The sequence below is a fragment of the Winogradskyella pacifica genome (genome assembly GCF_003386275.1).
Taxonomy (GTDB): domain Bacteria; phylum Bacteroidota; class Bacteroidia; order Flavobacteriales; family Flavobacteriaceae; genus Winogradskyella; species Winogradskyella pacifica.
Window position 1 is genome coordinate 434,129 of the sequence record NZ_QREI01000003.1, and the last position, 23,339, is coordinate 457,467.

At 33.3% G+C, this 23,339-nt stretch carries 10 protein-coding genes and 1 tRNA gene; 9 read left to right on the top strand and 2 right to left on the bottom strand.

Annotation, left to right across the window (positions count from 1 at the left end; translation table 11 throughout):
* Nucleotides 1–130: 130 nt before the first annotated feature.
* Nucleotides 131–1,162, bottom strand: coding sequence for a M28 family metallopeptidase (locus DFQ09_RS09070; protein ID WP_115809558.1), 1,032 nt, complete (start codon nucleotides 1,160–1,162; stop codon nucleotides 131–133).
* A gap of 69 nt (nucleotides 1,163–1,231) precedes the next feature.
* Nucleotides 1,232–1,567, bottom strand: a complete 336-nt coding sequence (locus DFQ09_RS09075; RefSeq protein ID WP_115809560.1) for a hypothetical protein — start codon at nucleotides 1,565–1,567, stop codon at nucleotides 1,232–1,234.
* Nucleotides 1,568–1,795: 228 nt separating this feature from the next.
* Between DFQ09_RS09075 and DFQ09_RS09080 the strand changes: the two genes are divergently transcribed.
* The 9 genes from DFQ09_RS09080 to DFQ09_RS09120 all read left to right on the top strand — a co-directional run bounded on the left by DFQ09_RS09080 (nucleotide 1,796) and on the right by DFQ09_RS09120 (nucleotide 23,327).
* A tRNA-Ser gene (locus DFQ09_RS09080) sits at nucleotides 1,796–1,880 on the top strand.
* 361 nt (nucleotides 1,881–2,241) lie between these two features.
* A complete protein-coding gene (locus tag DFQ09_RS09085) occupies nucleotides 2,242–5,268 on the top strand; it encodes a T9SS type A sorting domain-containing protein (protein ID WP_115809562.1) in 3,027 nt (1,008 codons plus the stop codon).
* A 326-nt stretch (nucleotides 5,269–5,594) separates the two neighbouring features.
* Nucleotides 5,595–7,175, top strand: coding sequence for a helix-turn-helix domain-containing protein (locus DFQ09_RS09090; protein WP_115809564.1), 1,581 nt, complete (start codon nucleotides 5,595–5,597; stop codon nucleotides 7,173–7,175).
* A gap of 3 nt (nucleotides 7,176–7,178) precedes the next feature.
* On the top strand, nucleotides 7,179–8,339 hold the full coding sequence (locus DFQ09_RS09095) for a tetratricopeptide repeat protein (protein ID WP_115809565.1): 1,161 nt from the start codon (nucleotides 7,179–7,181) through the stop codon (nucleotides 8,337–8,339).
* A gap of 445 nt (nucleotides 8,340–8,784) precedes the next feature.
* Nucleotides 8,785–11,817 (top strand): T9SS type A sorting domain-containing protein, encoded by a 3,033-nt coding sequence (locus DFQ09_RS09100; RefSeq protein ID WP_115809567.1) that lies wholly within the window; start codon nucleotides 8,785–8,787, stop codon nucleotides 11,815–11,817.
* 411 nt (nucleotides 11,818–12,228) lie between these two features.
* Nucleotides 12,229–13,752, top strand: coding sequence for a helix-turn-helix domain-containing protein (locus DFQ09_RS09105; RefSeq protein ID WP_115809569.1), 1,524 nt, complete (start codon nucleotides 12,229–12,231; stop codon nucleotides 13,750–13,752).
* A complete protein-coding gene (locus tag DFQ09_RS09110) occupies nucleotides 13,752–14,909 on the top strand; it encodes a tetratricopeptide repeat protein (RefSeq protein ID WP_115809571.1) in 1,158 nt (385 codons plus the stop codon). The genes DFQ09_RS09105 and DFQ09_RS09110 overlap by 1 nt, the downstream gene beginning before the upstream one ends.
* Nucleotides 14,910–15,062: 153 nt before the next feature.
* Nucleotides 15,063–22,358 carry a choice-of-anchor J domain-containing protein gene (locus tag DFQ09_RS09115; RefSeq protein ID WP_115809573.1) on the top strand — a complete coding sequence of 2,432 codons (7,296 nt, stop codon included), beginning with the start codon at nucleotides 15,063–15,065 and terminating at the stop codon, nucleotides 22,356–22,358.
* Between the two features lie 33 nt (nucleotides 22,359–22,391).
* Entirely contained in the window at nucleotides 22,392–23,327 is a 936-nt protein-coding gene (locus DFQ09_RS09120) for a PorP/SprF family type IX secretion system membrane protein (protein WP_115809750.1), read from the top strand.
* Nucleotides 23,328–23,339 lie beyond the last annotated feature (12 nt).

Consider the following 23,339-nt stretch of genomic DNA (forward strand, 5'->3'; position numbering starts at 1 on the left):
GAAAGTAATTAGGTAGTTAGTTATAAATAAAAGATGTTATTAATGTCACCTTTACATAAAATTAGCTTTAAAATTACGAAAAAGGGAGAGGCTTTAAGTTGGGGTTAGTTTCTTTTAACAAACTTTAACATCAGATGATTTCTTTCTTAAGTCTTGTCTTAGAGTTGGCTAAATACCAAGCGGTAGCAAAGATTAATTTCGCTCTTTTTTCTAGTAAAGGATAGTTAATTTTATCTTCTGTGTCAGTTGGTTTGGTGTAATCCTCGTGCTCCCCGTTAAAAAAGAAAATAACCGGTACTCCTTTTAAGGCAAAGTTATAGTGGTCTGAGCGATAGTAATAATTATTGGGATCATTATCCGCATTATATTTATAATCGAGATTAAGATTTGTAAAAGTTGAATTGGCTTCTTCTGTAATATAATGGAGTTCTGAGCTCATTTTATTTGAACCAATGACATAAATATAGTTTTCGTCGTCTTTATGTCGATTGTCAACACGACCAATCATATCCATATTTAAAGTTGCAACTGCATTTTCGAGAGGGAATATGGGATTTTCTGAATAGAATTTAGAGCCGTATAAGCCCACTTCTTCAGCTGTTACATGTAGAAAAACAATGCTTCGCTTAGGACGGTAGCCATCTCTAGCGGCTTGACTAAAGGCTTCTGCGATTTCTAAAACTGCAGCAGTACCCGAGCCATTGTCGTCGGCACCATTATAAATTTCACCGTCAATGATACCTTCGTGGTCTGAATGCGCTGTGATATATACATATTCTTCAGGGAATTCAGACCCTTTAATATATGCTATAACATTTTGCGATGCATTGAGATTGTTTGGTAAGGCCTTTTTTGGTACTTTTTGATAATAATCTGGATACGATTCAGGAGCACTAATGTCTCTATATTTATACTGATCTCTGATATAGTCACAAACTAAATTGTGTCCTTCTTCACCAGTCATTCTACCATTATACTTATCTGAAGCCACTTCAACTAAATGTACTTTTAATTCTTTAGATGTAATGGTATTCAAATATTTTTTAACAACACCTTCATCACTATATGAGATACTGTTTTTTAAGTTGCTAATTTTCTCACTATGTCTAATTGTGGCACAAGAACCAACAAAAAGGAGTACAGAAGCAATAAAGACTTTCATGTAACTATTTGATTTACGCAAAAATAAGATAAATAGATTTAAACTTTTCCTACAATTAGTGAGAAATTTTTAAAATTTGCTCTCTATTTGTCTGTTTTCTAGAAGTTTCTCGGGGTTATCGGTGTCTATTTCACCTTGTTGGTTTAATTGATCAGTACTTTCTACTTCAATTGTTTTAGAAACACCTTTATAAATGGTGAGTCCCAAAGACATAATTACTAACAGAAATATATATTGAATAGGTTTTGTTTTGGATGGTTCTTTTTTTGAAAGAAACACTAAAGCCAAACCACTAATAAATGCAATAACGATGGGGATCATTACATAGTTTGAATAACGGGATGTAGATAATGTAACAGCAATAATCGCTGCGATAAGTCCAAGTATTATAATTAGTTTTTTCATTTCTCTTAATTTTTTAAGTTTTTAAAATTAGATCTTTTTTTAGTGAAAATCAATTGAGATATTATTAAAAAGTAATTAATAATAACATTTATTGTGCCGAAAGAGCGATGCTTTCTAAAAAATAGAATAAATTATGGATTGTAAATCAGTCAATTAAAATTTTTTTAAAAATCTAGGCAAAAATCTTTGCCTAGAACGAAAAAGCATTTTATATTTGCACCCGCTAACGGAGAGTTGGCAGAGTGGTCGAATGCGGCAGTCTTGAAAACTGTTGAGGGTCACACCTCCAGGGGTTCGAATCCCTTACTCTCCGCAGAGAGAAACCCATAACGAAAGTTATGGGTTTTTTGTTTTATAATAAGTGCCGTTTTTCATTTCTTCTAATTTCCGTTTTTATAAAAAAGAACATAGAATTCAATGCGTATTTTGTGAAAAAAAAGCAAAAATGAAAAGACTTCCTATTTATTATCTTGAGTTTCCTTCTAATCTCTTTTTAAAACGCAACTAATTGTTAGTTAGTATTTTGTGTGTGTTTTTATTGTTTCAAATTTCCGTAAATACAAAATGTATATCCTTTTTAGCTATACTATGTTATTATATATTAGAGGTCAGAACACGCATATTGACGCAGACATAATTTTCTAACTAACTATTAATTTTAAATCCAAAAACCAATGAAAAAAATTACATTTTATTTTGTGATGCTATTTAGTATTACGGCATTTGCTCAGATAGAAATTGTTGACAATTTTAATTCTGAGCCAAGCGGAACTGTTCCTTCTAACTGGACAGGTGATATGGAAGCTACGGGTAGTTTTATCTGTGATACTGATGGACTTAGTGCTTGGAGCTTCTTACCAGCAGGTGGGTCTGCGACATTAGTATCTCAGGATTATACAGCTATTTCTAATGGAACAAATTTAACTGCAAATTTTACTTATAACGTTTTTGAGAGAACGAGTCAGTTTCCAGGTGCACAGAGTGTTGCGCCAACTGCAGACTGGGGAAGTATAGTTTTAGAATATTCTACTGATGCAGGAACAACATGGACAAGCATATCTACAATAGATGATTCTAACTTCGTTTTTAGCGATGCTAGTTCTTGTCAGTCAGTAAGTGTCTCTGTTGGTGCTATTGCTAGTGGAAGTGACTTTCAAGTAAGATTTATTGCTAATGTTGTTAATGTTGCTGGGTTTAGAACAGCAGTGCTTATAGATAATGTATCCATAACTCAAGAAGCTGATACGATACCTAATTGTGACGCTGTTTTAGTATCTCCATTAAATGGAACTGATGACGCAGATACAGATGTTGCCATAACTTGGCAAGCAGCAACAGGTTTTGCTTCAGGTTATACCGTTTCTGTTGGTACAACAACGGGGGGTACTGATATTGTTGATAACGCTACAACTACAGAAACAAGTTATGCTTTAGCCGGATTAGCATATGTGACTGAATATTTTGTGAATATTGTGCCTTATAATAGTTTTGGAGATGCAATCGGTTGTACCGAAGAAAGTTTTACTACGCGTGCTGCACCTTTAACAGGAGCTACTTGTAGTAATCCGATTGTAATTGGTTCTTTTCCTTTTATTGAAGCTGGTGGAAATACAGCTAACTTTGAAAATAACATTGATGATAGTCCATGTAATAATACGTACATGAATGGTAACGATGTATTTTATGAAATAACACCAGCTACAGACATATCTATTAATGTAGAAGTTAGTGGTATTCTTCCTAGCACGGCTAATAGAGCAGGTGTGCATATTGTACAAGGCTGTCCTGATGTAGCAACAGAATGTGTAGACTATATGGGATCTTTTTCGGGAGCTTCAAGAAGTTTAACAGATGTTGTTTTGCTTTCTGGTAATACTTATTTTATTGTTTTAAGCTCTTCTAATGCAAATACAACTTATGAGTATAGTTTAATCATTACTCAAAATAGTTGTATTAATCCAACACTTGGATTATTAACACCCGTAGAAGATTGTGCTAATGGTGAATTTTCTGTAAATGTTGATGTGTCTTATTTAGGAAGTGCAGCCACTTTAGAGTTATCTGATGATTTTGCTGGTACAGCAGACATTACAGGTATTAGTGCAACAGGAATTGTAACAGCAGGTCCTTACCCTAGTGGTACAATTGTTAATTTTACATTAACTAATGAAGGAGATGACTCATGTACATCTACGGATTCTACTTTCTTTTACTGCCCACCTTCAAATGATGATTGTGGTAATGCTATAGATTTAACAGCTACGATTAATACTGATGATTCTTGTACGATTTTTACAAGTGCAACTAACGCCGGTGCTACAGAATCTATTGCAGATGCAAGCGCTTGTTCATCATCTAATACTAATGATGTATGGTTTAGTTTTACTGCGTCTTCTGAAGTGATGATCTTAGAATATTTAAATACAGAATCGGCTCCTGGTTTTTCTAGTGGAGGAATTTTTCAATCAACAGAACTATTATCTGGTACTTGTGGTGCATTTACGAGCATGTTATGTGCTAATTCAGCATATGTGACTTTTAGTGGTTTAACTGTTAATGATACTTACTATGTAAGGAACAAAACTAATCTAGGTAGTTCTCAACAAAATTATGACATCTGTTTGCGAGAGGCACCAGATGCTCCAGTAAACGATGAGTGTTTAGATGCAACTACTATGGCTGTACCTACAGTAGAAGAAACTACAGAACTCGTTTCAGGTACACTCGTGGGCGCAACGATATCTTCAGATAATATTTGTGACACGTCAAATGTTGGTGATGTTTGGTATGTGTTAAATCCTACTGTTACAGGTGTCTATGAGTTTTCTGTCGCGGAGAACCCTACTTCACAAGATGGATCACTTTCTTATTCTATTTATGAGGGGACTTGTGGTGCTTTAGTCTCTAAAACACCATCATGTGGTAGTTCAAATGAAATTGTAACATTAAATACGGGCTCTACGTATTATGCTATGGTTCAGTCTAGTCAATCTTATCCAGGGATTACCTTTGATTTAGAAATCACTAAATTACCAGATGCAGTTATTAATAGTGATTGTTCATCAGCAGCTCCTTTAACAGAATCTGCAGATGAAACAGGTAATAATGCTATTTCTGGAAATATTAATGTTACAGATATTGCATATAACTCACCAGAAGGCTGTGAAAGTTCTTCTTCAGAGTCTGTTTGGTATACACTTACACCTCAGTATACGGGAACTTACCACTTTAACTTTATAAGAGTTGATGGTAGTGCAAATTATACTGTATATAATACAGATGATTGTTCCCAAACCGCAATTGCAGGTTATGTAACAGGTATTACAAGTTGCTCTAATAGTGGAACAACAGCAAGAACAGGAGATTTAGTAGCAGGAAATACGTACTTAATTTTAGTGCATGCTTCTACTGCTGCAGAGTTCAGCTTCTTTGCTTATCCTGATGAAACATTAAGTGTTGCTTCAAATGCGTTTGAAACATTTAAGTATTATCCTAATCCTGTTAAAAATACTTTAACAGTTGAAGGAAAAAATTCAATATCAAAAATTAGCATTCATAACATTGTTGGTCAGAAAGTAATGGAAACGACTCCAAATAGCTTATCGACGTCTGTTAATATGAATGAACTACGTACAGGGGTTTATTTTGTAACTGTTATGATTAACAGTTCAATTAAAACGTTTAGGGTTGTTAAAGAATAACCTTATTTAATTTGATTAATAGCGATAAAAGAGGGCAACATTTTAATGTTGCTCTTTTTTTATGATTAAAATTAAACATACAGTGCATAAGAAATAAATAGTTATTACCATACAAAAAAAAATAGGATGTGTTTTAATTGTTTAGCTAAGATTATCAGATGATTAAGAGTGAAATGAAGCAGAATGAAACCTCGTGCTTTTATGTGTTTAAAATGTTCTTATAGAAAGTTTGTTATATTTACTAACTTACAATAGTTGAAGACTTATTAAAACAAGTTTAAATATTGTATTTTTTGCGTTTATAAAATTGAATTTGATAAACTAAAATGGCTCATAAAGGCTCACTTTACTATAAAAATATTCGCTCTATTTGTATATGGATAAGTCTTATAGCGGTCTTTTTTAGCTATTCGCAAGAAAATAATCTTATTACTAAAGCAAAAGAACTCGTTTACTCAAATCCGGACGAATCATTAAAAATAGCCGATCATTTATTAAGTATTAGTCAAGAGCCAGAGCAAGTAGCACTATCTAATTTACTAATCGCAAAAGCGCAAATTGTTAAAGGTGATTATAATGAAGCGATTGTTCATGCATTTGATAATAGAAACCTTTCAGAATCCATTACTAAAAACACACAAATAGAGCTGAACCTTTTAAAAGCTCAACTTTCGCGAAGTATCTACTTAGATAAACAAGCAAAAAGTTTTTTAGAAAAAGGACAATTATTAGTCGTAAGTCTTCCTCAAAACTCTTACAAGGACTCTCTACAATGCTTAATTAAATTAGAGAAAATTAATATGTATAACGAGAGGCGACATAGCGATGAAGCTATCGCGTTAATTGAAAATACAGAAAACCAATTCAACACGTTTTTAAAAACTAATACAACTGAAAAACGCGCCTTATATTTGGCAAAGGAGCGGGCTTATAATAATCTAACTCAGTATGATTCTGCTGTAGTGTATATTGAAAAAACTTTAACTTTATTAAGTTCAACAGAATTAAACGACCTGTATCAAAAAGCAATAATTTATAAAGAAATAGGATATTTATATTTGCAGAAGGAAGAGTTTAGTAAAAGTGAAGAATCTCTTTTAATTGCTTCAAGGTTTGCAGAAATAATAGACAACCCTATTCTTTTAATGGAGATAAATAGAGATTTATCTATTTGTTACTTGGCTTCAAATCAAAATACAAAACATAAAATTTATAATGATAAATTCTTGTCTTTAAATTCTGATGTTGAAAGATCCGAACAACAGGCTGTAAACTTATTATACACACTGTTTTCCAATCAGGATAAGGATTTCTTGATGGATAAAGAACAAGTTCATAATAATTATTTATATCTCTTAATTGCAGGATTGTTGCTAGTATTACTTATTGGTACTTACGTTATTTTAAAAGGTGAAGCCAAGAAAAAAAGACATAAAGAAATTATTAATTACTTAGAAATTGTTAATGATAAGTACGTTAAAATAAAACCAGTAAAAAAGGCAAAACCAAAGCGTATTGCTTTACCTGAAGAAACAGAAAAATTAATTCTATCTAAATTAAAGCGTTTTGAATCGTCTAAAAAATTCTTAAATAAAGATATTTCTTTAGCTGTTTTGGCGGGACAATTTGATACGAATACAAAATACCTATCAAGTGTAATAAACAAACATTACGACGATAATTTTAATACATTTATTAATAAGCTTCGTGTTAATTATATCATCGATAAGTTAAAAAATGATTCCAACTACATTAATTATAAGATTAGTGTATTGGCTGAAGAGAGTGGTTATTCATCGCATAGTAGTTTTGCAACTGTTTTTAAATCTATAATTGGAATGTCTCCTGTAACATTCATTAACATGATTCAGAAAGAGCGTAAAGCGTTAAAAAAGAAAGATCAATAATTAATGAAAAATACACAGTCTTATATTTTTCTCGTTGTGGCATTAAGTATGCCTGTTTTTTCATTTGCGCTATTTTCACCTTATCAGCAGACATCAGAAATAGATAGTATTATTGAGCGTGGACATGAAAGAGTGTATGAAAACCCAGATGAATCTATAGAACTGGCACTTTCAATTTATGAAAATTCAGAATATACGGTAAAAACAAAAGTAAAAGCATTAATGCTTGTTTCGCTGGCTTATACATCAAAACGAAACTATCAAAAAGCATTAGAGTCTATTGTAAAGGCTGATGAACTCTCAAAAACATTAGATGATACGGTTCTTCAAATAGAAATTTTATTCAAAACAGGAATCTTATACCAGCAGCTTAAAATTTTTGATAAATCAATTGAGTATTTAGAGAAAACAGAAAAAATGGCTTTGTTATATCCAGACCGTGAAGCCGTAAGCAAATACATTGCTAATAGTTATACAGTTAAAGGCTTTATTTATAAGGATAATCTTAATTGTGATATTGCTTTAGAGTTTTTTGATAGAGGTATTGCCGAATATCAAAATGTAAAAAATGAAGAAGTTAATACCAATCTCAGTATTGTGTATTATAATAAAGGGAATTGTTATACAATACTTTCTGAATACGAAAAAGCTAAAGAGAGCTTTAATAAATCTATTACCTATGCTAAATTAGCAAAGGCAAATAGCCTCATCGCCTTCGCCAAAAAAGGGTTGGCTGCTGTATTTACGGTTGAAGGTGAATATCAAACAGCAATTAGTTCTTTAGAGGCAGCTTTAAAGCAATCTAAAGATGTTGGTGATATTGTGTTAAATTCGAGTATATACAAGGGTTTAATGGAAAATTATTTAGCATTAAATCAGTGGGCTAACTATCAAAAATATTACGAGCTATATGCTAATAGCCAATTAGATATTAAAATAGCAGAACGCAATTCGGTAAGCGATTCTTTGGGTGAAAATGAAAATCAGAGAAATGAAAGTCTTATTAATCTTCAGAAACAAACTTCCAATAGATTTAAAATTTTCTTACTACTAGTGATTGCTATTTTTGTTAGTGTTTTCTTTATAGATAGAAAAAACCGAAAAACAATTGCATTATTACAAAATAAAATAGAGACACTTCAGAATCAAAAGCTTATTTCCTAACGAGTCACAACGACAAATTATAACAACTTATAATTGAGACAAAATGCATGTCTTTTCATTGGATAATTCTCAAAAACCATACTTAAGTAGATTTGCTTAGACTTTTTTTTATCAATAAATTAGATAATTTTTATTATGGCTAATTGTCACATCAGTGCCATTTGGTCATGGTAAATTTTAAACTATTTTGATCGGGTCTAAAGTCAGAATTAAGGTTTAAAAGCCTTTAAATCAATTATTTTAAACAAGTTAGCGTTCTTTTTGAGTAAAAATCAAATTGAATCGTAAATCTCTGTTTGTTAGTGTGTTGTGGCTATTTTTAGACTTTAACATTTCGGGAAAAAGTAAAAACAACCCTTTTTTATAAGGTTTTTCTATATCTATATTAGGGTTTTCTAAAATGAACCAATTAAAACAAGACCATTAATTAAAATCCTAAAAACCAATGAAAAAAATTACCTTGTACTTAATGATGCTTTTAAGCATTACAACATTCGCTCAAGTAGAGATTGTTGAAAATTTTGATAATACACCGAGTTTGGGTTTGCCTGATGGATGGACTGCTTCTGAAAATGTTTCAGTAGAAAACTGGTACACTTGTGAAGAGGGTGGTAAAGGAGCAGGCGCTAGCTTTGAAGTCGCAGGTTCTGGTTCTATAACGTCTCCAAACTATACAGGAGTAACCAACAATACAGATTTAACAGTTAGTTTTTCCGTTAATGTATACCAACAGGTTAGTTTTTGGCCTCCCATTTCACATATTGCGGCACCAGAAGGTTGGGGGACAGTTGTGTTAGAATATTCATTAGATGGTGGTGTAAGTTGGGTTACCGCTTATACTGTGGACGATTCTAATTTTACATTTTTAAGTGTAGATAGTTGTATTTCAATGCCAGCTATTAATCTAGGAACTCTTGCAGCTGGAAATGATTTTCAGGCGCGCTTTGTGACTACAGTTAGTACTATCTCTGCAGCTCGATTCATAGTTTTTATTGATAATGTTTCAATTACACAAGTCGCGACTTCAGTACCAAATTGTGATGCTATTTTATTAAACCCTATAAATGGGTCTGCAACTGCAGATTTAAATACAACTTTAACTTGGCAAGAAGCTTCAGGTATTCCAACAGGGTATACAGTTTCCGTTGGATCTACTTCAGGAGGAACTGATATTGTAAATGCTGCGCCAACTGCAAATACAAGCTATTCGTTAGACGGTTTAGGTTTAGCCTACGAAACTGAATATTTTGTTACAATTGTACCGTATAACAGTATCGGATCCGCTACAGGCTGTACAGAGGAAAGTTTTACGACGCGATTAACACCACTGCCAGGAGCAACATGTTCTAGTCCAATAGAGATTGCTTCATTTCCATATATTGTAGCAAATGATGACACTGGTAACTACGAAAATAATATTAATGTAGGACCTTGTGGTGGTTATTCCGGAGCTTATATGACAGGAAATGATGTGTTTTATGAAATAACACCAGCTACAGATATGTCCATAGATATTAGTCTTGCAAATGTTTCTGAGTATGGTGCAGCTATTCATGTTATGGAAGGTTGTCCTGATGTAGCAACAGAATGTGTAGCCATGTTAGGTAATAATTATGATGCAGCCCCACCTTATACAATGGAATTAAAAGATGTTGTTTTAAACGCAGGACATTCTTATTTTATAGTATTGAGTCGTGCTAGTCTTGATGGTACATTTTCTTATGCTATGATTATTACTGAGAACGATTGTATTAATCCAGAATTTACGATAACTCCAGTTCCAGAATGTGATTCGGGTGAGTTTTCAGTAAATGTTGATGTTAATTATTTGGGTGATGCTTCTGGTTTAACTTTAACAGATAGCTTTGGTTATTCAAACAGTAATATAACGACTACAGGAATTGTAAATGTAGGTCCTTACGCATCTGGAACCACAGTTGAATTTACATTAACAAATAATGATAATGGAGATTGCTCATATTCAAATTCAACCTTCTTTTACTGTCCACCTGTAAATAACAATTGTGTAGATAGCACTGTTTTAACGATAAATACAGATGATACTTGTTCTATTATTACTAGTGCAACTAATGCAGGAGCTACAGAATCAACTAGCAACCCTATAAATTGTGAATTTACAAACAATAATGATGTGTGGTTTAGCTTTGAAGCTACTAAAGAAACGATCATATTAGAATACTCAAATATAGTTTCTGTAATCGGAGATGGAGGAACAATACAAGCTACTGAATTATTAGAAGGTACTTGTGGTTCTTTTACAAGCCTTGCTTGTATTACATCATTTAGTAACTATATTACATTGAATAATTTAACGGTAGGTAACACTTATTATATTAGAAATAGTTCAGCTAATGCTGGTGAGTATGCTCAAAGTTTTGACATTTGTTTAAAAGAAGCACCAACACCGCCAGTAAACGATGAGTGTTTTAATGCTATTGTATTAACAGCGTCTTCAGACGAAAATTGTGATAACAAAATATCTGGTACTACAGTAGGTGCAACAATTTCGGAAGATAACACATGTAACTCAGGTTTTACCGCTTTTTACAAAGATGTATGGTATGTGTTTACTGCTTCTGAGACAGGTCTTTACCAGTTTTCTTTTGACAGAACCGAGTTTGAGCCAGGTGCATTTTATTCTATTTATTCTGGGACTTGTGGTGCTTTAGTTGAAGAAAGCGTCAGTTGCAATAATACGGGTCCTAGTGTGCTTTCAGCAACTATTGGAGAGAGTTATTATGTAATGGTGAGATCTGGAGATGATGGCCCTGGAATTGGTTTTGATTTATGTGTGTTTAAATTACCACCTCCTGTTGAAAATGATAGCTGTGCTACTCCAACAGTCCTATCTGAATCTATAGACGCAACGGGTAATAATATGATTTCTGGGGATTTTGCAAACGCATATGCATCGTCTGAATCTTGTGAGCCAGGTGCTAAATCTATTTGGTATAGCTTAACACCAAATTACACGGGAACCTATCATTTTAATCTTACCAATACTGTTGGTTACCCTAATTACACTATATATAATACTGATGATTGCTCATTAACAGCAGGCAATTTCGTTACAGGTATGTATTGTTATAATTCAGGTGAGAATTCAGTAGATTTAGTATCAGGAAACACTTATTTAATTTCAGTTTTTAGTTTTGATAACAATAACACTGAATCTTTTGACTTATTAGCTTATCCAGATGCGACTTTAAGTTTAGAATCTAGTACTATCGAAACATTTAAGTACTATCCAAATCCTATTGTAAATACATTAACTATTGAGGCTAAAAACACGATTTCAAGTATCATTGTTTTCAATATCGTTGGTCAAAAAGTACAAATGGCTAAGCCTAATAGTTTAGAAACGACGATTAATACGGAGGATTTAATTAGTGGTGTGTACTTTGTTACGATAACGACTAATGGTTCTCAAAACACTATCAAAGTCATTAAGAAATAGATAGTAATAACTTTAATTTGATTAATAGCAAATTAAGAAACATAGACTCTCCTAAGATAGTCTATGTTTAAAATGATAAATACGACAAAATACCCCTTATGGTTAAGATCCAATTAAATTTAGTATTTATCAAAACACTCTACAAGTGTAGTTTTTAAAGAAAAGGCAGCCTATTGGCTGTCTTTTTTATGTATTTAATTCAACTGATTAATTATAAAATAGAAATTCTACAACTATATTGCGACCTAGTATACGTATAGTTTAGTACTTTTATGTTTAATATTATTGGTTCTAAAACTATATTTATATTTTAGTTGTAATTAATCAGCATACTTGATAAAACCTAAAGCATTTCATTCATCCAAAGGTCTGATATTAAAAAAGACTTTGTTTTTAACGATAACCTGTTTTTTGTTATCGATAAGCCTTTACTCGCAACAAAATGATCTTGTTTTAAAAGCCGAAGAATTGGTTTACTCCAATCCAAATGAAGCTGTTAAAATAGCAGATCATCTACTAAGTATTAGTAGAGAACCACAAGAGATCGCAATTGCTAATTTACTGCTAACTAAAGGGTATTTAACAAACGGAGATTTGAAAAAGGCTATTATTTATGCCTTTGAGGTTGCTAACAAATTAGACAAAGTACCTGTTGAAACCCAAGTAGAAAACACTATCATAAAGGCTACATTGCTTCGTGAATTATATTTAGATACACAATCTCTAGAGTATCTCAATAAGGCAACTATGTTAACTTCTAGTATGACCTCAGAAAAAGAACACTTTGAGTTTCGTATTTTATTAGAGCACATTAATCTACTTCTAGATAGACTTGATACGGCTGTAGCAATCGCAGATTTAAAGGACGTCAAAATTCAATTTAAAAACTTGTTAAAGACTAATTTAGATGAACGAAGAGCGTACTATTTTGCAAAAGCTAGAGCTTTTAATAGTATAAATCAATACGATTCTGCTTTTGTATATATGGACAAAACATTTGATTTAATTAATGCTTCTAAAAAAAATAACCTGTATGAAAAAGCCTTGATTTATAAGGAGTCTGGATTATTATTTTTAAAAAATAAAGAATTTAGAAAAAGCAAGGAGGCCTTATTTATAGGATTGCAATTTGCTGAAATTTTAGACAATTCTTTTTTATTAGAGCAGATAAATCGAGATTTAGCGATAAACTACATTGCCACCAACCAAAAAAGTGAACATAAGGTGTATTATGAAAAGTTTTTGTTTCTAAATAATTCGGTCGAAGAAATAGAAGAAGGAGCCGTTAATACATATTTCAATATTATTAGTGATCATGAAAAAAATCAATTGCACGATTATGATCAAAAATATGAGAAGCAATTATATAGCGCTTTAATAGGCGCTCTATCTATTTTTATTATTGGCTTTTTAATTATTTTTAAAAGTGAAAACAGGAAAAAACGGTTGAGAGAGATTCTTAATTATTTAGAATTAAGTCGAAACTTCTACTCTAAGGTAAAACCTTCAATACCACTAGTTAAGCAAAGAACTAAACGCTTGTTTATACCTGAAGAGACTGAACAAAATATTATATTAAAACTTAAGCGGTTTGAGAAATCTCTAAAGTATTTAAATAAAGACATGTCGTTGGCGCTTTTAGCCGGACAGTTTGAAACCAATACAAAATACCTTTCTGAAGTTATAAATAAGAACTACAATGATAATTTTAACACCTTTATCAATAAACTCCGTATTAATTATATTATTGAAAAATTAAAAAACGACACGAATTATATAAATTATAAAATTAGCTTTTTAGCAGATGAGAGTGGTTTTTCTTCACACAGTAATTTTACTACTGTATTTAAAGGTATTGTAGGAATGTCTCCGGTTACTTTTATTAATTTATTGAAAGAAGAAAGAGAAGAAATAATTAAAAATAAGAAAACGTAATGCGTCTTAAAATTACATATCATTTTCTTCTTTTATTAGGTGTCATTTATACACTTCCACTTGCGGCATTCCAATCTCAAGATAAATTAGGAGACAGTCTGGTAACAGAGGCCGTAAAAGCAGTTTTTAAAGATCCTAATAAAGCAATTTCATCGGCTCTGTTAATCTATGAAAATGATGCGTATTCTAAAGAAATTAAAACGAAAGCGTTAATGGTAGTTTCTACAGCTTATTCATCAAAGCGAGACTATAAGAAAGCCTTAGATTATATTATTAAAGCAAATGAGTTTTCTGATAAAATAGATAATAAGAAATTGCAAATTGAAATTCTATTTAGAGCAGGAATTTTATACCAGCAACTAAAAATCTACGATAAAGCCATAGCGTATATGGAGGATGTCGAAAAAAGGTGTTTAAATTATCGTGGTTCAGATGAAGTTGGTGGAGTTTTAGCATCGAGTTATTTAGTAAAAGGTTTTATATATAAAGACAATTTGAATTGTGATATAGCTATAGAGTTTTTTAATAAAGGATTAAACGAATACGAAAGACTTGGTGGTCAAAACCATAATAGAAGTATAGGCTACTATAATAAAGGAAATTGTCAATTATTACTTTCAGAATATGCGAATGCAAAAGAGAGTTTTAACAAATCTATTGAATTAGCAAATCTCGAAAATGCGAGCAGCTTAGTCTCATTTGCAGAAAAAGGTATGGCGGAAGTGTATACTCTAGAAGGTAAATATAGCGAGGCTGTATCCTTGTTACAATCAGCTTTAGAAAAATCGAAACCTGTTGGAGATTTAGTTTTAAACCTAGGGATATACAAAGGGCTTTTCGAAAATTATTTAGCCCTAGACCAATGGGATGATTATCATAAATATTACGATCTATTTTTAAAAACACAATTAGAGATTAAAAAATCCGAACGCAACTCGGTAAGCGTATCAATTAAGGAAAGTTCTAAAATTTTAAATGAAGAATTAAACGAGATTCAATCCACGTTTAAGAATAGATTTTATTTAATAATTTTAATCGTATTCATCTTTATTAGTATTGTTTTTATCCTTCACATTAAGAGTAGAAAAACCATAGAAATGCTACAAAAGAAGATTAGAAGCACTCAAAGTCTAAAACCTTCTGTTAAAGTTGAGTAATCTAATTTTATAAATGTAAATGCTTGTTTTTTAGTGTTTTAAATTCGTTTTTTAGCTTTTAAATTTCGGGAAATAGTAAAGACCTAGGCTGTTTTCTTAACTTACTTATATATATATTTAACAATAAGTTAATAATCCTGAAATTGATTTAACATGATAAGAAAGTTACAAAACACAGCAGAAAATGAATCCTGCTTTTTCTCAAAAAAAATTATAAAAAACAGTGGCTTAAGTTTTATGACATTGTTGGTCTTTTTATTGATTTCAGTAAAAGGAAACGCACAGATAAATGAAAATTTTGATAGTGGTATTCCTAGCACATGGACCTTAATTGACAATGGTGTAGGAACCACAAATTGGGCAACTACTACAGATGGTTATTTAGGCTCTAACGGAACGTCGGTAAATCCAAGTGCAGATAATATTGGAGATCAAAATACGGCACAATATTTTTTGGTAACTCCACAGATTGCAGTACCTGAAAATGGAGAAATTCAGTTTTACACAAAGCAGTCTAATGAAGCAGATAATGGTGCGCAGTATGAAATAAGACTTTCTACGGCATCGCAGCCCGATGTGAATGGGTTTAATATTACGCTTCAATCTTACACGGAATCAAACTTAAATATAGGTGCACAAACCAACTATGAAAAAAAGGTAGTTGAAATACCGACTTCAATTCCTGCGGGTTTAAATATTTATATAGCGTTTGTTGTTGTTAATACACAAAGTGGAACTACGCCTACAGGAGATGAATGGTTTGTAGACGGAGTTTCTGTTTTAGAGGGGTGTACTGAAATCGATGACGTAGATGTCACTATCGATAGTATTACAGTGAATTCTGCTGAAGTAAATTGGTCACATGCTACCGCAACAGATTTTGAAATTCAAATTTTACCTACAGGAGGTGTGCCTGCTGATAGTGGTATTCCTGTTACAGGAACAGCATATACATTAAACAATTTAGACGAAGACACCGAATTTGATGTGTATCTTTCTGCAGTATGTGATAATGATACACAGAGTGATTTTGTAGGACCTTATACTTTTAGGACTTTAAAATTTGGTTTGTCTTGTGAGTCACCAATTATAGTTCCAGATATTTCTTCAACTCCTTATGTTTTAGTGGATAATTTAGATCAGTGGATAAATCCAGATATTTCTTATACAACTCAAGGTAGCAACTGTGTTTTAGGTGCATCAACTACAAATTATCTAAATGGAAATAAAATATTTTTAAGCTATACGCCAACTGTAGATGGTTTAGTTACATTAACACAGACTACAGCTGTTGAGCCAGGAGGTGGAGATAATAACTGTTGGAACTCTAGAAGTTCATTATTTGTGTATGATAGTTGTGAGAGTGTAGGTGTTAATTGCCTTGGAGGTACTATTACGATAAATGCTTATGATCCTAAATCAATATCTAACTTACTTGTTGAAGCTGGTGAAACTTATATTATTGTAGTATCAACCGAATTTTCAACACCGACAGCAGGAGTTTGTTTCTCTTTAGAAATTTCAGCACCAAACTGTGCACCACCAACTGATTTAGTGTATAATAATTTAACTGAAGATAGTGTAAGTTTCTCTTGGGGTAATATCGGTGGTTTTGCAGATACATGGGAATATACAGTAGTACCAACAGGATCAGGTGAGCCAACAGGTTCTGGTACCCCAACAACTACAAATACGGATAACCTTGTTAATACAGGCCTTGTATCTGATACAACTTATGATTTATATGTAAGATCTATTTGTGGTGGTACAGCAGGTATTTGGAGTAATCCTTTAACTTTTACTACACAGTGTACTACACTTAGTTTACCATATTTTACTGATTTTGACACGGCTACAAATCAAAACCCAGAACCATGTTGGACAACCATTGACGCTAATGGAGATGGAGTTGCTTGGAACTTTATTGGAGGGTACGCCACAATGCGTACTGAAGATTCTAGATTTGAAAATAACGATTTTTATGTATCACCACGTGTTGCGTTTGATGGTACACCAAAGCGTATTCGTTATAAACATCGTTCTACTCAAGGAGGTTCAACATATACTGTAAAGCTTTCCACAACAGGTGTCGGTATAGATGATTTCTCAACCATAGTATTACCAGCAACGACAATTACAAATACAAGTTTTCAAGAAATAATTGTTGATTTACCAGAAGGCATAACCGGAGAAGTAAATATCGCATGGATTGTTGAGCCAAATACAACTGAATCTGCCTTAAGAGTGTCTATTGACGATGTTTATATTGAAGATAAACCATCTTGTCCAGATCCTTTAAATCCATTTGTACTTCAAATTACATCAGACTCTGCGTGGTTATTTTGGACAGCTGGTGGTGATGAAACCCAATGGGAGGTCGTAATACAAGATTTAGACGCTGGTGAACCAACTGGGCCAGGGGTGTTAACTACCAGTAATTTTCCTTACATGGCAACTGGTTTAGATTCAGGGAATAGATATGAGTTTTATGTCAGAGCTTATTGTGAAGAAGATGATGTAAGCCAGTGGGTGGGACCTCTTGCTTTTACAACATTATGTGAAGCTTACGACACACCGTTCTATGAAAGTTTTAATGATGATGATAATGATACCCAAAAATTTTGTTGGGCTATTAATGATGCCAATAATGATGGAGCCACATGGGATATTGATGGCACTCATGCCGTATTACAAACATCAGCGTTTGCACCACCTTCTGATTTTAATGATTATTTAATTTCGCCTGCTATTAATATTGATGGAGTTAAAGAATTAAAATTTAAATACAGATCTGATTTTTCTTTCTTTTCATCATTTCCACGCTTTGGTTTAGAAGTTTTAATGTCAACAACAAATACAAATCCAGGAAGTTTTTCTGTAATCTCACCATTAGAGATTTTTACAAACCCTAATTATGAGGAGAAATCAATAATTATTGAAGCTACAGGTACCGTATATATTGCATTTAGAGTGCCACCAGAGTTTAATGGTAGTTGGTCTGTACTAAGTATTGATGATGTTAGTATTACAGATGTGTCAGCTTGTCCTAATCCTTCCGATTTAGCTGTTAATAATGTATTTACAACTACTGCGGATTTATCTTGGACAGTCGGTTATGAAGAAACAAGTTGGAACATTGCGTTACAACCTGCAGGTTCTGGTGAACCAACAGATTCTGGTATCGCTGTATCGAGTACAGATTATGCTGCCACAGATTTAGAACCTAATACAGCATACGAATTTTATGTACAAGCTAATTGTGATGAAGGTAATAGTGAATGGATTGGGCCAATGACTTTTAGTACGTCGTGCAATGCTTTTGCATCTCCCTTTGTTGAAACGTTTAATTCTAATTCCGAAACTAAAGAGTGTTGGATAGTTGTTAATGATAATGACGATGGTGAAACGTGGGAATTAAACGTGGCTTCTTTAGTTTATGAAGGTGACCAAGCAGCTGCTATGTTTACAGGGACGAATGGTCTTAACGATGACTGGTTAATTTCTCCAACAATTACGATTACTGAGAATCAACGTTTACGTTATTATTACAGAGTTTATGATGGCTTCTTTACTGAAGATTTAGAAGTGTTATTATCTACTAATGGAACCGGTTTAGATCAATTTACTACAGTATTATACGATTCTGATGATGATTCGGTACTTATAAATAATGAAGAATTTAAAGTGAAAATCATCAATTTACCATCAGGTATAACCGGTGATGTTAATATAGCTTTCTATGTGCCTTACTTTGCAAGTACAGAACCATATAGAGGACAAACCTTGGTGATTGACAATGTAAATATTGAGGACATACCAAATTGTCCAGAGCCAACAAATATCATATTAAATAATATAACAGATACTGAAGTACAAGTGTCTTGGGATGCCAATGGTACAGAAACAGAATGGGAACTATCAGTACAACCATCAGGATCTTCTGCTCCTGTTGGAGATACAGATCCTGATTACTTATTTAATGCTTCAACGAATCCATTTACTATAACAGGGTTAACCGCTTCTACAATGTATGACATTTATATAAGAGCCGTTTGTGATGGTAATGATGGAGAGTGGACAGAAGTACAAACTGTGACTACAAAATGTAGTTTTGAGAATTTATGTCAATACACCTTTATTTTGACCAGTGATTTTAATACGTCTTCGACTTTAGATATTACCCAAAATAACCAAGTGGTACAATCGCTACCTTTTACAGGTCAAGAAAATGATGTGTATACTGCCTTTCTATGTTCAGGTGTAGAATTTTCTCTGTTTTTCGATACGATTGGATGGTCTATTCCACAATATGCTAATTACCAATTTGAGGTTCAAAATAGCGAAGGTGTAACCATTTATACTAGTCCACAAGGATTACTGCCAAGAACGACAATTTATACAGGAACGGCTATTTGTGGTGCTGTTTCTTGTCCGCAACCAACAGATCTAACAGTGAGTAATTTGTCTGAATTATCATGGACTGCTGGCGGAAACGAAACACAATGGGAAGTGGCTATTCAACCTTTTGAAAATGGAACAATTCCACAATCAGGGATTATAGTTTCTGCCAATTCTTATATACCAACAGATGCCGATTTTAATGATTTAAATGCAGCAACCTATGAGTTTTTTGTAAGAGCAGTTTGTGGATCGGATGATGAGAGTTATTGGTCTGGGCCATTTGAATTTATTAGAAATGATGATGTTTTAAACGCCATAACCTTACCTATCAATGATAATGAGGTGTGTGATGTGTCTGGTACAACGGTTTCTTTTATAAATTCTTCAGTATCATCAGAAGCGATGTCTTGCGACGGAACAAATGGAGGTGATATTTGGTTCGACTTTACAGCAGAATCTTTAATTCATATTATAGAAATAAATAATTTTAATGGAAGCTTACAAGAAGGTGTTGGTGATCCTTACTATCCTGAAATTGTAATGACATTATATAAAAATAATGGTGCTGGTAACCTTGAAGAAGTTACTTGTAGTTACGACAATCTTATTGTAGCCATGTATAGTTCGGAATTAATTGTAGGTCAAAACTATAAATTGAGAATAACCTTAAACAGTGACGTTGATACAGAATATTTATTTGATGTTTGTATTAAAACACCTGAAGACCTATGTGCTTTTGAGACTGTTAATGGTGGTTTTGAAGAACCTAATTTGCCTGGCTTAAGTGGTATTACAACTATTGTTTCTCTTAATACATTGCCTGGATGGCGCTCTAACTTAGATTCAACTAATGAGATTTTTTATTGGGAATCCTTAAATGCTCCTGGTTTTGAATGTTATGAAGGTGGCCAATGTGCTCAATTATTATCTGACCAAGGCACAACAATAGATCCAAATGATCCGGATATTAAAGGGTATTACAGAGATTTTGATACTTCCGAAATTACTTTATACGATTATAGTTTCGCTCATTTGGCGCGATCTGATGATAATATTGTTCAGTTGTTTGCAGGTCCTATTGGTGGTCCTTATATAAAGATTGATGAGCATTTAGGAATAGTACAGGCATGGACAATCGTTTCTGGGGAATACAGTGTGCCAACAGAGCAGAGTGTGACAAGATTTATCTTTAGAGCTCATGATGGTGACGATTTAGGTAATGTTTTAGATGCTGTTAATTTTGTGCCTAATAACGCGTTAATCACAGCGCCGTTTGCAGTAGACTGCGATAATAATAGTGCTAATGTTGAAGCTAATGGAACAGGGACTTGGGTACCAAGTGACTCTAATCCTGGTGCGGTTTCAATTACCGATGCCAATAGTAGTTCTACAACAATCACAAATTTTGTACAACCAGGGGTTTACATTTTTACATGGCAAACGTCGTATTGTGCATACGATTTAGAAATTACATACAACGGAATTGCAGACACTCCACAAGTAGAAGCTCTTGTTGAATACTGTTTAAATGATGCAGCAACAGAACTTTCAGCGTCAACTTCGGGTAGCTATGATTTAATGTGGTTTACAGAAGCTGTTGGAGGTATAGGGAGTGCAATTGCACCAACACCAAATACTTCAGTAGTGAATACAACATCATACTATGCAGCATTTGTAGATGCAGCGGGTTGTGAAGGCCCTCGTGCAGAGATCCAAGTGGTGGTTAGTGAGTCGTTTACGCCAGAACTTACGTTTACGTATAACGCAACGTGTGTTGTAGCTACTGAAAATCCAACACCATCATTAAGTGCTGATTTTGAGACAGGAGGTGTGTTTTCTTCAACATCCTTATCAGTCGATGCTATAACAGGAGTTATAGATATGACATCTGCATCAGTAGGACAACATGATGTAACTTACACTTACGACGGAGATGATGAGACATGTACATCTGCAGGGACTTATGTGGCAACTATAGAATTTACTGAGGCGTCAACACCTGTTACGAGTTTTAATTACGGTACGGTAGCCTACTGCGAATTGTTAATCACGACAATCACACCAAGCTTAGATCCTAACTTTACAACAGGAGGAACATTTAGTTCTTCGACTTTAACAGTAGACTCTACAACAGGTGCAATTGATTTAACTTCTGTTGCGACAGGTAATCACGATGTAACATATACAGTTGAAGCAAATGGAACCGCTTGTTCTGATGCTGGTTCAACGACAACAACAATTGAAGTTACTGCAAGTACAATTCCTGTTACAGAATTTACGTATACTGAAGATGTATACTGCGCAGATAGTAATTCTATTCTGCCTAATATGGCTGCCGGATTTACAACAGGTGGTACATTTAGTTCAGAAAATGGTTTATCAATAAATGCTTTAACTGGTGAGATAAACGTAGGAACGAGTAGTGTTGGTAACTATAATGTTATTTATGAAATAGCAGAAGATATTTCAAGCTGTGTGGCTGGTGAAACAACAACCTTCAACATCACCATTTTAGATGAAATTGAAGTTGGAGTAGAAGGTGAATGTAACGACTCTGATTATATACTTATAGCATCTCCTTTAGACAATTCTTTCGATACAAGCGAAGCTGACTATACGTGGATGGACGCTAACGGAAATGTTGTAGGTCAAAACTCAGAAGTGTTTAATGTTTCAGAATATGCAGCTGATAACCCTAATGAAACGGTACCATTACAGTTTTCTGTAATTGTGGATTTTGGTGGCTGTTCAGTTACAACGACTCATACAACCGAACGTTTATCATGTAAAGATATTCCACGTGGTATTTCACCAGACGGAAACGGTAAAAATGACACTTTCGATTTATCAGGTTATGGAGTTAAAATGCTAAATATTTACAATCGTCATGGTAGAGAGGTTTATAATTTTAATGGCACGTATATTAACCAATGGTTCGGACAATCTAATAACGGTGACGATTTACCAGATGGTACGTATTTCTACAGTCTACATAAAGACGACGGTAGTTCATTAACAGGTTGGGTATTTATAAACAGAGCACAATAATCATAAATGAAATCACAGCAATATAAAATAGACATGAAGAAACTATATTTTACAATAGCCTTTACACTTATGATCTTAGTGAGTGCTAATGCTCAGCAAGATCCACAGTATACACAATATATGTATAATATGAATGTCGTTAACCCAGCTTATGCAGGATCGAACGAAGCATTATCTGTAGGATTGCTATACAGATCGCAATGGGTCGGTATCACAGATGCGCCAAAAACAGCAACACTTTCAGTACATAGTCCTGTCGGAAAAAATGTAGGCTTAGGATTATCGGTAATTTCAGATAAAATAGGACCAGTAGAAGAAAATAATGTATATGCCGATTTCTCATATACCTTAAATTTAGGTGGTGAACATCGCTTAGCCTTTGGATTAAAAGCAGGTGCTACCTTTCAAAATATAGGGTTGTTTAGTGATATTGGTAATGGTTATGTGCCAGATGCAAGTGATGAAGCCTTTAGCCAAAACACAAGTAATACCTATTTAAACATTGGAGCTGGTGCTTTTTATTATACAGATAAATACTATGTGTCTTTATCCGTACCAAACATGTTAAAAAGCACGTATTTAGATGTGACAAATAATGGTCAAGAATTTGAATATGGTTCAGAAGTTTTACATTATTTCTTATCCGCAGGTTATGTTTTTGATTTGTCAACAACAACTAAATTTAAACCTTCATTTTTAGTTAAGTCTGCTTTTAATGCACCGACGTCCATAGATGTATCTGCTAACTTTTTGTTTTATGATAAATTTGAAGTTGGAGCGACTTATCGTTTAGACGATTCTGTTGGAGCAATGACCAATTTTGCTGTAACACCAGAAATTAGAATAGGATATGCTTATGATTATACCACGTCAGATCTTAATATAAAATCATCTGGCTCACATGAAATCATGTTATTATTCGATCTTAATTTCTCTAAAAAAGTATCCATTTCACCTAGATTTTTCTAACAAATAAACGTT